This window comes from Anaerosporobacter sp. (genome assembly GCF_965301125.1).
The window spans coordinates 1-12,252 of sequence record NZ_CBDLAM010000123.1 but is presented as its reverse complement, the minus strand read 5'-3'; the positions used below and the strand labels follow the sequence as shown (position 1 = coordinate 12,252).

Here is a 12,252-nt window from a genome sequence, read left to right as displayed (position 1 = left end):
AGATCCTCCAACAGATATTTGGGAGGCAGTAAACTCATTATTAATCTTTTATAAGCATGTACCTAGTGTTACAAACTTTCCTGTATATGTGGGAAACATTGATGAATTACTGGAACCTTTCGTTGTTGATGAAGCAGAAGCAAAGAAAGCAATTCGTTTATTCTTAACTCATATTGATAGAACAATCCTTGATTCGTTCTGTCATGCCAATATTGGTCCAAGAGCTACAAAAGCTGGTAGATTAATCTTAGAAGTAGAAGCGGAACTAGAAAATGCTGTCCCTAACTTAACTTTAAAATACGATAAAGACATCACGCCGGATGATTTTGCGTTATTAGCTATTAATACCGCACTAAAAACTGCAAAACCAAGTTTTGCAAACCATAAGATGTTCATGGGAGAATTAACACAAGACTATGTAATTGCTAGTTGCTATAACGGTTTGAAATTAGGTGGTGGCTCTTATACATTATGCCGCGTGTTGTTAGGAAATCTAGCTAAAAAGGCAAACAATATCGAGCATTTTAAAAATGAAGTTTTGCCTGAAACATTAGAAATCATGGCTGCTTATATGGATGAGAGAATCCGTTTTATAGTAGAAGAAAGTGGTTTCTTTGAGAGTAACTTCTTAGCAAAAGAGGGTTTTATCTCAAAAGAAAATTTTACAGCGATGTATGGTATGGTTGGTATGGCTGAATGTGTGAATACACTTCTTGAAAAAGAAGGAATTCAGGGTAGATACGGACATTCTGAATTCGCTGATAATCTTGGTATAAGTATTATGGATATTATAGATGAGTTCAACAATAACCATGTTAGTCCTTATTGTTATGGTGCTGATGGGCATTTTCTATTACATGCCCAAGTGGGAATTGATACAGATGTGAATTCCAGCCCAGGATGTAGAATACCAATTGGTGAAGAGCCAGAAGAATTAATTGAACACCTAGCACACTGTGCGAAGTTTCACAAATATTTTCCTTCTGGTGTAGGTGATATCTTCCCTATTGATACCACCGTTCATAAGAATATGGATTATCTACTTGATATTATAAAGGGAGCTTTTGATAACAAAGTTCGCTATATCTCCGTATACGAAAAAGATAGCGATGTTATTCGTGTAACAGGTTATCTTGTTAAAAAGTCGGAGATGGAGAAGTTAAAGAAGGGCGAGAATGTTCTACAGGATACAACAGCCCTTGGACTTGGAGCATCAAAAAACTCCCATATTTTAGAACGTAAAGTTCGCTAAAAGTGTGAAATTATTAGTTTTGGGGTACAATAGGATGGAGAGTACAGCAATCGTAAATAAAATAATACGTTTTAGCTCGGTAGATGGACCAGGGAATCGTACTGTTGTCTTCCTACAAGGCTGCAATTTTAATTGTAGATATTGCCATAACCCTGAGACAATCGGAACTTGTAATCAATGTGGTGCATGTCTAAGGTATTGTAAAACAGATGCGTTATCACTAGTTGACGGGAAGATTGTATATGATAGAGAAAAATGTGTGAATTGTGATGAATGCTTTCATCATTGCCCGCATGGAAGTTCGCCGAAGACTTCAAGAATGACAGCAGGGGAAGTATTTGCTGAGATTAAGAAGAACATGCCCTATATTCGCGGAATAACCATATCAGGTGGCGAATGTACATTGTGGAGAGACTTCCTTGTTGATTTGCTAACACTAGCAAAGAACGAAGGATTATCTACAATGTTAGATAGTAATGGTACTTATGATTTTTCTAAAGATTCAGAGTTGATGGATGTGGTTGATGCTGTAATGTTAGATGTGAAAGCATTTGACAGAAGCGAACATGTGAAAATAACAGGTATGGATAATGAGATGGTGTTATCAAATTTACGCTATTTAGCTGAGTGTGACAAGCTGTTTGAAGTTCGCACAGTAGCAGTACCAGAGTTATTTGATGTAGGCCATACGGTTGAAGAGACTAGTAGAGTATTAAAAGAGCTTGGAAAACAAGAAAGTATTCGCTACAAGCTAATTAAGTTTAGACCGATTGGTGTAAGAGAAGAATATCGATCCTATGACACACCTACTGATGAATATATGAATCAGTTATGTGAGATAGCTTACACAAATGGAATGAAGGATATAGTTATCATTTAGAAATATAATTATGTGGAAGAAAGGGGCGTTTTTGCTTGCAAAAAAAATCAAACGTAGACTTAAATACTAAGACTATCGAGATGAAGAATATTGTTAAGATGTTTGGTAATTTTAAGGCTAATGATGGTGTGAATCTAACGGTTCACAAAGGAGAAATTCACGCAATTTTAGGTGAAAATGGTGCTGGTAAGAGTACACTTATGAACATTTTATACGGCCTTTATGCACCTACATCTGGAGAAATCTTTGTTAATGGAGAAAAAGTTAGCATTGATGGACCTAACAAAGCAATTGAACTTGGAATTGGTATGGTACATCAACACTTTATGTTAATACCTCCATTTACTGTAACTGAGAATATCATTCTTGGTATGGAACCAGTCAAAGGCGCTGGTGTAGTAAATATCAAAGAGGCTAGAAAGAAAGTAATTGAAATTTCAGAAAAATATGGTCTAAAAGTAGATCCAGATGCTAAGATTGAAGATATCTCTGTTGGTATGCAACAAAGAGCGGAAATACTTAAGGTTCTTTACCGTGGAGCAGATATCTTAATCCTAGATGAGCCTACAGCTTCTTTAACTCCACAAGAAATTCTTGAATTAGTTGAGATTATGCATAACCTTACGAAGGAAGGTAAATCCATTATCTTAATTACGCATAAATTAAAAGAAATCAAGGAATCAGCTGACTATTGTACAATTATCCGTCAAGGTAAATATATTAATACGGTAAATGTAAACGAAGTCAACGAGAATGAACTTGCATCCATGATGGTAGGTAGAAATGTAGAATTTAAAGTTGATAAGAAGGATATTACACCGGGTGAAGTTGTGCTTAATGTAGAAGACTTACGTGCAAAAGATTACCGTGGTGTAGAAATCTTAAAAGGCCTTAGTATCAATGTAAAACGTGGTGAAATTGTTGGTATCGCAGGTATCGATGGTAATGGTCAGTCTGAATTAGTAGAAATTCTTACAGGTCTAAGAAGAGCTGATAGTGGACGAGTTACTTTATTAGGAGAAAATACATTCAACAAAACACCGAGAGAATGTTTCTTAAAGGGTATTTCTAGTATTCCAGAAGATAGACAAAAACACGGTCTAGTACTTGAATTTACCGTTGCAGAGAATATGGTACTTCAAAATTATGCTGGGCCAGAATTCTCAAAAAGTGGATTCATGAAAAAAGATGCTATTGATGAGCATGCGAAAGAATTAGTTGAAAAATTTGATGTACGACCAGCTGACTCTGCTGAACGTCCAGCAGGAAACTTATCTGGTGGTAACCAACAAAAGGTTATTATCGCTAGAGAAGTAACCAACGATAAGGACTTATTGATTGCAGTTAACCCAACAAGAGGGCTTGATGTTGGTGCGATAGAATACGTACATCGTTATATTGTTGAGCAAAGAAACAAGAATAAAGCTGTATTATTAGTTTCATTCGAATTAGATGAAATCATGAGTTTATCTGATCGTATTGAAGTAATCTTTGATGGTCAGATTGTAGGTAGTGTTCCAGGCAAAGAAGCTGACGAGAATACATTAGGTCTATTAATGGCGGGAGGTGACACGAATGGATCAAAATAATTCAAAACCTGCAGTTAGAAAGCAAAAGATAGCAAAAGACAGTAAAGCACTATATACCATAATATCAATATTAGTTGGTTTTGCAATCGGTGCGATTATGCTTTTAGCTGTTAAAGTAAGTCCATTCAAAGCTTATGGATTATTGATTGAGAGCGTCTTTGGTACTCCAAAAAACATTGCTCAATCAGTTGTATATGCCACACCGTTAATATTAACTGGTTTATCAGTTGCATTCTCATTCCGTACAGGTATCTTCAACATCGGTGCAGAAGGACAGTTTGTAATGGGATCATTAGGTGCTATGATGGTAGGGGTTTTAGTTGATGCACCAGCAATTATCCATATTCCATTATGCTTAATTGCAGCAGCGTTAGCAGGTGCTATTTGGGGAGCTTTAGTTGGTTACTTAAAGGCTAAAATTGGTGCTAACGAAGTTCTTTGTATGATTATGTTTAACTGGATTGCTTATTATTTCTCTAACTATATTGTTAAGAGTAAGCTATTCAATGATTCAGGTAAACAAGTTAGTAAGAAAGTAGCAGATACCGCTAAGTTATCTGTGAATAGCTTGAAAGCTTCTTTAGGTCAGAAAGTGAACTGGGGTATTATTATTGCAATCGTAGCAGTAATTATTATCTACTTAATTATTAATAAAACAACGCTTGGATATCGTTTACGTGCCGTTGGTTTTAATAGAAATGCAGCGGAATATGCAGGTATTAACGTTAAAACGGCTATCGTAACAGCAATTGCTATCTCTGGTGCCCTTGCAGGTTTAGCTGGTGCTACTCAAGTACTTGGTTACAACTATAGTGTCAGTGAGTTTGCTGGACAAGAAGGATATGGTTTTGAAGGTATTACAGTTGCCATGATTGGTGCAACCCACCCTGTTGGGGTATTGTTTGCAGGTCTGTTCTATGGAGCTATGAAATATGGTGGAAAGAACATGAATCTTCTTGGTGCACCTACAGAAGTTATTGATATCATCATGGGTTCCATTATCTTCTTCATTGCGATTTCAAGTATAATAAAGACAATTAAAACAAGATTTAGTAGAAAGGGAGGTACAAAGTAATATGGATGAATTAATCAAGAATCTTGGACTGATCTTAAATACTACACTTATGTACACTCCACCACTATTATTTGCAGCACTTGGTTCTGTATTCTCAGAACGAAGCGGTGTTGTTAATATCGGTATAGAAGGTATGATGACTATTGGTGCTTTTGCTGGTGTTGTAGGAACCTTATTCACAAGCAATCCTTGGTTAGGATTTTTAATCGCAGGTTTAGCTGGTGGTATATTTGGTTTACTTCATGCATTTGCAACAATTACCTGTAAAGCTGACCAGACAATCTCTGGTACTGCCATTAACTTCTTGGCACCTGGTTTTGCAATCTTTCTTTGTCGTGTATTATATAATTCAACAGAAACACACAGTGTTGATTTAGCGCACAAGATGCCACGTTTCCTTAGTGGATTATTTAAGGGGTCAGAAGGCATATTCCGTAAAGGAGGCTTCCTTGACAATGTATTCAATACGTATGCAACTGCATACTTGGCATTTATATTAGTAGCTGTAGTTTGGTTTATATTCTACAAAACGAAATTTGGTCTTCGTATTCGTGCTGTAGGTGAGCATCCAAAAGCAGCGGATACACTTGGTATCAATGTAATTCGTATCCGTTATATCTGCGTAATCCTATCTGGTATCTTAGCAGGTTTCGGAGGTGCTTCTGTTACATTAGCAACAGTATCCCAGTTCCGTCCATCTGTTATCACCGGTCAAGGTTTTATCGCAATTGCAGCCGTTATCTTTGGGAAGTTCAAACCTCAAGGTGCAATGCTTGCATGTATCTTATTCGGTTTATGTAATGGTGTTAAAGTATTCGTAGGTTCAGGAAGTGTTATATCACCTCACTTAATATCAATGATACCTTACGTAGTAACTATAATCGTATTAATTCTATTTGTTGGTAAATCACAAGTACCAGCTGCAAATGGTAAACCATACGAAAAATCTAGATAATCGTTGCTAACATGAAAGAGCTATTGTGCTAATACAATAGCTCTTTTTTAGTATTTATAAAAGGATTCTTTTGACAGATAGATGAAATATGTATAAAATAGTAATGAGTGTCGAATTAAGTACTAATAAAGTACATTGTCTATAGATGCAGGAGGATTAATGATATGTATGAGAAGAAAAAATCAAGTAAAGGATTGCTTATTGCTTTGCTTATTAGTGTTGCGGCACTTGGTATTGCTTTAGTTTTATGTGCTACCATAGGAAGTGGGTTTGGAAAATCCAAATCTTCAATTAAAGATGAAAGCTATATAGCTTCTGAACTGATACAAAAGCAAGTTATGAAGTCGCTTAATACGGATGAGGTTAAGACTGTGTATGATGAGGCATATCAATCCGCAGTGCAAGCTAAGCTTGATGAATTGAAAGAAGCTTATGCGTGTTCATTCAAAGAGCCCTTGTTTGTTATGAATCCATATGGAACGAATGTAACTGGTTTGTATGTGTATTTTGAAACAAAAGAAGCAACTAATGTGGAATACACAGTATCCGCAGATGATGTGTCCATACCTGATTTTACTAGAACCTTATATACAGATGATGAAGGCAATGCAACGAAACATCATGAAGGGCAAATCATCGGGCTTATGCAAGGTATGACGAATACGGTTACAATCCGATTATATAATAAAGATAGTGAGTTCATTGGTGAGAATACATTTAGCTTTGATGTGCCTGACTATGGAACAATTAAAGAAGAACAGCTAAAGGTTACAAATAAACAAGACAGTAAGAAATTAAGTGATGGGTTATTTGTAATATATGGATATGATCGAAGGAATGAGAAAGAGCCTAAACACATGTTATTCTACGATAATGATGGATTTATTCGTGCGGAAGTGCCACTTAATGTGACCTATGGTGATGTGAATCTAGAAATCATTGATGGTAAGATGTTCTATGCTTGTACAGATAGTAGTTATGCCTTGGTTAACTGTGCAGGACAAGCGGAGACAATCTATAAGACAACAGGATATACAACACATCACGACTTTGATTATGACAAAGAGAACGATAGAATGATAGTTCTTGCCACTAAGAAAAAGAGTAAGACAAAACAGGACATTATATTATCACTGAATTTGAGCTCAGGAAATATAGAAGAGGTAATTGATTTTGGTGATTTAATGCCAGATATTGAAAAAGGTGCAGTAATATCCAAGGATTCACCAGATCAAGAAGAAGTGGATTGGGTACTTTTTAATTCGTTAAAAGTTATTAACGGAAAACACCTAATTCTAAGTTCTAGAGAATTGAGTTCAATTATACGAATAAACAATTATTATACAATGCCTAAGATTGCCTATATTATTTCTGATCCAGAAATCTGGAAGGGAACGAAATATAGTAGTCTAGTACTTAATAAGAAAGGCAATTTCACATCACATGCTGGACAACATTCCGTTAATTATGTAACAGATAAATCATTAAAGAATGGACAGTATTATTTGACTTTCTTTAACAATAATTATGCACAGAGGCTATCCTATCCTAACTTTAATTGGTCTTTTATCAAAGGGGCTGGTACACAAAATAAGGATGCAAAAAATTCTTATTATTATAAATATCTAGTAGATGAGAAGAAAGGCACCTATGAGCTAGTAGAGAAAATTAAGGTTCCTTATTCGAGCATTGTAAGTAACGCGCAGGAATATGAGGGGAATCGAATCATCTGTTCTGGTAAAGCTGGAATCTTCTCGGAATATGACAGTAATGGTAAACTAATTAGTAAATACAAAATGAAGGTCGAAAGTCTAACATACCGTGTAATGAAAGAAACGATGGAAGGGTATTGGTTTAATTAATTCATATAGTTCATTGGGTACTTGTGTATTACTAATATTGTATTGCAAAATTCTATCTACAATTTCATGGCTTCTTAGCTTACGTACTATGACACAAAACACGCTACACACCTAAGTACTTCTAAGTGTGTACACCCAGTTTCATCAATGGATGCGGAACCGCCTTCGATTCGGCATCCTGCCTCAGCTCAGGCTGGCTCGGCTTCCTTGCCTCGCCTTCCTAAGCTAAGCTGTACACACTAAGAAGTACTAAGATGTTTCGCTATTGTTTCTTAGTCATAGTACGTAAGCTAAGAAGCAAAGCATGGTTATTAAGAGTTTTGTGGGTATACTTTATTGATACACAAGTACAAGTAAGTTAGCGAATGAATAAACACTCTAGATTATCTACCAATAACTTTAACTAAGGCCTTTTGATAAAGACAGTAATTAATTAAAGAATTAAAAATAGATAATCGTATATAATATATTCATCATATAATGATATAAGTACATTAGAAAATAAGTTTTTATCATACTGATAGGGTTGCATTCATATATATGCAATATAGTAGAATCTTTTTATGTGGAGCGTGATCTATGCATAGAAGTATGAATGTAACCAGACATGATACATTGATAAAGACTTATCCCAGTATTACAAAAGATGACCTTTTACACAAACATAAATTTATATCTAGTTATCAAAAGGCAAATCTCTTCTCTATGGTAGAGCAGAACAAGATTACAAAAGCACAATATGAGAAGTGTTTAGAGAATCTGAAATTAAAGTAATACAGGATGACCCCACAATACACATGAAGGTGTAGAGTCGGGGTTATTTTATTCTTCTCTCTTTCTGAATACAGGACAAAGAAAGTTACATATATTAAAGTATGTGTTTTTTTACACGAATTAAGGAGTGAGTAAGACTTGGAAGAGAAAAAAGAAAATATTGATACTAATGAAGAAAAAAAAGACACCGAGAAGATAAATAATGATTTTACCGAGGTATATAAGAGTGCCTTACTATTAGCACTATTGAAGAATGATTTGATTACAAAGGAAGAGTACCAGTGGTGTTTGGAACAATTGAAGAAATAATCGATTTTATTAAACGAATCTAGTTAGGAGCAAATATGATTTATGTTGCGGCGTATTGCAGAGTTTCCACTGACAGAGAAGACCAAGTCAATTCCTTTGAGAGTCAGCAGAGATATTTTCGTGAATATATAAGTCGAACAGAAGGCCTTGAACTCTATGAAATCTATGCGGACGAGGGGCTATCGGGTACAAGTACCAAAAAGAGAAAAGCTTTTAACCGCATGATTGAAGAGGCAAGGGAAGGTAGATTTCAGATGATTGTAACAAAGGAAATCTCACGATTTGCAAGAAATACCCTAGACAGCATTTATTATACCAGAGAACTTAAGAAATATGGTGTAGGTGTGTTCTTTCTTAATGATAATATCAATACATTAGATTCCGATGCAGAGTTACGCCTGACCATTCTGTCTTCTATTGCCCAGGAAGAAAGTAGACGTACTTCTGAACGTGTCAAATGGGGACAGAAACGACGCATGGAACAGGGGATAGTATTTGGTTCTAGCATGCTTGGATACGATGTAAAGAATGGTAAAATCTATTGGAATGAAGAGGGAGCTAAGGTAGTCAGAAGAATCTATGATAAATTCTTATTAGAAGGAAAAGGGACCTATGTGATTGCTAAGGAATTACGAGAAGAAGGAAATTTACCTCTAAGAGCAAAAGAATGGTCTAGTTCCGTAATTCTACGTATTCTACGTAATGAGAAGTATTGTGGCGATCTGATTCAGAAAAAGACCTATACACCAGACTATCTAACACATGAGAAACGATACAATTATGGGGAAGAGGACTATGTGGTGATTCATAATCACCATGTCCCTATAATCAGTAGAGAGGAATTCAATCAGGTTCAAACGCTGTTAGATCATAGAGCGAGAAAGATAGCTAGTAAGGAAAAAGAAAGCAATCGATATGCATTGTCTGGAAAGATTATGTGTGGAGGTTGTAAAAGATGCTATATTGCTAGAGCAAGGCTTCGTAAAGATGGAAGTGTGTATCTGGTGTGGAGGTGTTTTCATGGGGAAGAAAAAAATAATAATGAAGTAAGGGATATTGAACCTAGTTATCATGAGGGGATTAATAAAAAGTTATGTAAGGAATGCATCAATTCATGTATTAAGAATGAAGAACTTATGAGATTGATTAAGAATATAACCTTACAACTGCCCATAGATAAGGAAGAATTCATAAAGCATATGATGGGTTTGATAAAACGGTGTTTGGCTAGGAAGGAAAGTAGTAATGAATTCTTAGATAAGATAATAGATCTGGAAGAGGAAAGAAAACGTTTGTTAATTGCTTATAGAAAAAACTATATAACAGAAGAAGAATTTATAACAGCAAGAGAAGAATGTAATCAGGAAGCAAGAAGGTATGCACAGATGATGGGAAGAGATTATTGGGAAGATGCTTCTGATGGAAGAGTGGATAGAGATATAAGCGGAGATAAAAGTATCGAGTATAATTTAGGTGAAAGAGAGCAAGCAATTAGAAAACTTCTAGAAGAACTTATCTATGGTGTCAGACTAGATGATACCATTTGTCGAGAACTTGTTGATCATATTGTTCGTGTAGATTTACATAGATATGAGATATATTATAAGGTATTACCAGGTGTGTGGAAGGCATATTTGTAGAAGATATATGTAGAAGAGTTTTGAAACTATGGATTCTAAATGATGCCTCTGTAAATACTGAAGAATTAGAACCATTAGATACCAGTCATACGATTAAAAGTAACGCCGTACAGGAACGGAGATACCGCTGTACGGCGTTATTCATATGTATCAATTACCTCTTGTTTCAGCCAGTCTGAGCTGATAAAAGAACCTCGACTTAATTTCCATATTGCTCATACACATAAGGCAAGATAACCCATGTAACATCGTCGGCAGCGATGGTATTTGTGTGGATGTTAGGTTTTAGCCCTTGATATAAATGATGTGCCTTATCACAAGGATTTTTATGGCAATTCTGACACCTATCAACGTTATTTTCCGCCGCACATTTCAAGGAATCGCAGTTAAAGTCTTTATCCAATCCACCTGTATGACAGCCATTACATAACTTCATATCATCGCCCCAATAGCTCCCATCGCTTACACCCCCCGCGTATACACGTATCAGCCGTTCTTTCAATTCCGCTCGGAACTCTTCGCTGATTGTTCCGCCGTTATAATGCACACACAAATCGCAACGGTGTCCGCAACTGGCATAGACCGCTTGCTCTTTCGGAAATGGTTTTCGGTTAGGCTTTTTCTTAATCAAAACAAGCTGCTTGACAGCTTCAAGCGTATGTAAATCGGCAACGGAAATAAGCATCCATTTGCCGTCATGATATGTTTTGCTGTTATCGTAAATTTCTTGTATCTTCTGCGAAAATTCATCGCGTCGCATCTCAAATAATTCACGTTCTGCTTTTCCGAAAATAACGAGAAAATCATAACGGTCTTCGTATATGTGGATAGTCAGCACTGTTTTCCCGCTCTTGCGGAATTTTAATTCATCTTTGCCGTTGCCCACTTCATCCAAAACATACTTTCCTCGCATAAAGCGCATGGTTTCCTCGCTGACCTTTTCCAGTACTGTTTTTTTGCTCATGGTTGTAACCTCCTATCAGCCCATTAAGGGCAGCCTGCCATTTTCTTTTTGTTCCTTCTTTAATCGTATCGGAATAAATATATCTTGTTGGTATCTGTTAAACTGATTCGCTATATCCCATGGAAGAATTTCCTCGATCATTTCGTAGCGTTGTAATGAACCTTCCTCATTAGCGTCAAGCTCATAGTGGTCGCTCTTATTTACCCAGTCTTTCAACAGAATAAAAGTATCATCCATATCTTCCATGAAGGAACTGGTTATGGCGAATAATCCTCCTGTAAATTTTTCATCTGCGTATATTGTAGTATTTTCATAATCGCTTGGTATTTTCATAAGCATAATCCAATCATCGTTTGGTTCTTTGCGGTAAAAACAATTATGCAATCCGGGACTTGGTGTGAATCCAAATTTCAAAAACAGGTTCTGCATTTTATCCCCATCTAGATTTTGTGATTGTCCTGTTTTGAATTTTGAAGTAAGAATGCGCATGGGTGGTAATCGAATAATCCGTACATCATGTAGCCTTAATGCTTCACGGCTGATTTCTGATAACTTTTCAAATGTGACCGTCTCATTTTTTTCTGCTGTTACAAGCCTTTTTTCGGTTTCTTCATAAAGCAAAGTAATGGCTGATATTTTCTTAATACCGCTCATTAGCATTTTATGAAGAAAATCATCAACAAGATGTCTTAGCTCGGATAAGGCTGTAATTTCTGTATCAAGTGATTCAAGTTTGTTTACAAACGCTTGAATCAATGCTGCCGTGTTTTCACTTTTGAATATAATCACCATATCTTTAATCGGGATTTGTAATTTGCGTAAAATAATAATCTGCTTCAACCGTTCAAGAGCAGCAGTATCATAATAACGTTGGGTTCTGTTATCAGGATGGCTGCTCCATAAAAGCCCCATTTCCTCATAATATCTTAGTGTCCTACTTGATATACCGAAG

11 protein-coding genes are annotated in these 12,252 nt (G+C 36.0%); 9 read left to right on the top strand and 2 right to left on the bottom strand.

Translation table 11 applies throughout. From position 1 onward, the window contains the following. From ACW2QF_RS13255 to ACW2QF_RS13215, 9 genes are all read left to right on the top strand, one after another. A partial coding sequence (locus ACW2QF_RS13255; protein ID WP_455716483.1) for a YjjI family glycine radical enzyme occupies positions 1–1,252 on the top strand: 1,252 nt, incomplete at its 5' end. 34 nt (positions 1,253–1,286) lie between these two features. Then, positions 1,287–2,132, top strand: coding sequence for a YjjW family glycine radical enzyme activase (locus tag ACW2QF_RS13250; protein WP_455716482.1), 846 nt, complete (start codon positions 1,287–1,289; stop codon positions 2,130–2,132). An 80-nt stretch (positions 2,133–2,212) separates the two neighbouring features. Next, complete coding sequence (locus tag ACW2QF_RS13245; protein ID WP_455716484.1) at positions 2,213–3,721, top strand: ABC transporter ATP-binding protein; 1,509 nt, start codon at positions 2,213–2,215, stop codon at positions 3,719–3,721. Beyond that, on the top strand, positions 3,708–4,796 hold the full coding sequence (locus ACW2QF_RS13240) for an ABC transporter permease (RefSeq protein WP_455716481.1): 1,089 nt from the start codon (positions 3,708–3,710) through the stop codon (positions 4,794–4,796). The genes ACW2QF_RS13245 and ACW2QF_RS13240 overlap by 14 nt, the downstream gene beginning before the upstream one ends. Position 4,797: 1 nt before the next feature. Then, positions 4,798–5,751: an ABC transporter permease gene (locus ACW2QF_RS13235; protein WP_455716480.1), complete on the top strand. Its 954-nt coding sequence runs from the start codon at positions 4,798–4,800 to the stop codon at positions 5,749–5,751. A gap of 164 nt (positions 5,752–5,915) precedes the next feature. Next, on the top strand, positions 5,916–7,613 hold the full coding sequence (locus ACW2QF_RS13230; protein ID WP_455716479.1) for an aryl-sulfate sulfotransferase: 1,698 nt from the start codon (positions 5,916–5,918) through the stop codon (positions 7,611–7,613). Positions 7,614–8,192: 579 nt separating this feature from the next. Then, positions 8,193–8,387, top strand: a complete 195-nt coding sequence (locus tag ACW2QF_RS13225; RefSeq protein ID WP_455716478.1) for a hypothetical protein — start codon at positions 8,193–8,195, stop codon at positions 8,385–8,387. A gap of 138 nt (positions 8,388–8,525) precedes the next feature. Further along, positions 8,526–8,696 (top strand): hypothetical protein, encoded by a 171-nt coding sequence (locus ACW2QF_RS13220; protein WP_455716477.1) that lies wholly within the window; start codon positions 8,526–8,528, stop codon positions 8,694–8,696. Between the two features lie 35 nt (positions 8,697–8,731). Beyond that, complete coding sequence (locus tag ACW2QF_RS13215; RefSeq protein ID WP_455716476.1) at positions 8,732–10,336, top strand: recombinase family protein; 1,605 nt, start codon at positions 8,732–8,734, stop codon at positions 10,334–10,336. Positions 10,337–10,535: 199 nt separating this feature from the next. Here ACW2QF_RS13215 and ACW2QF_RS13210 read toward each other — a convergent pair whose 3' ends face one another. Both ACW2QF_RS13210 and ACW2QF_RS13205 read right to left on the bottom strand, forming a co-directional pair. Further along, entirely contained in the window at positions 10,536–11,300 is a 765-nt protein-coding gene (locus ACW2QF_RS13210) for a DUF3788 family protein (protein ID WP_455716475.1), read from the bottom strand. Positions 11,301–11,315: 15 nt separating this feature from the next. Beyond that, positions 11,316–12,252 (bottom strand): MerR family transcriptional regulator (locus ACW2QF_RS13205; protein WP_455716474.1); only part of this gene is annotated, 937 nt, incomplete at its 5' end.

Bases quoted from the DNA above. Each gene is read 5' to 3' on its own strand.
- ACW2QF_RS13245 (WP_455716484.1), top strand. From the start codon at position 2,213: ATGAAGAATATTGTTAAGATGTTTGGTAATTTTAAGGCTAATGATGGT.
- ACW2QF_RS13230 (WP_455716479.1), top strand. From the start codon at position 5,916: ATGTATGAGAAGAAAAAATCAAGTAAAGGATTGCTTATTGCTTTGCTT.
- ACW2QF_RS13235 (WP_455716480.1), top strand. From the start codon at position 4,798: ATGGATGAATTAATCAAGAATCTTGGACTGATCTTAAATACTACACTT.
- ACW2QF_RS13210 (WP_455716475.1), bottom strand. From the start codon at position 11,300: ATGAGCAAAAAAACAGTACTGGAAAAGGTCAGCGAGGAAACCATGCGC.
- ACW2QF_RS13215 (WP_455716476.1), top strand. From the start codon at position 8,732: ATGATTTATGTTGCGGCGTATTGCAGAGTTTCCACTGACAGAGAAGAC.
- ACW2QF_RS13225 (WP_455716478.1), top strand. From the start codon at position 8,193: ATGCATAGAAGTATGAATGTAACCAGACATGATACATTGATAAAGACT.
- ACW2QF_RS13240 (WP_455716481.1), top strand. From the start codon at position 3,708: ATGGATCAAAATAATTCAAAACCTGCAGTTAGAAAGCAAAAGATAGCA.
- ACW2QF_RS13250 (WP_455716482.1), top strand. From the start codon at position 1,287: ATGGAGAGTACAGCAATCGTAAATAAAATAATACGTTTTAGCTCGGTA.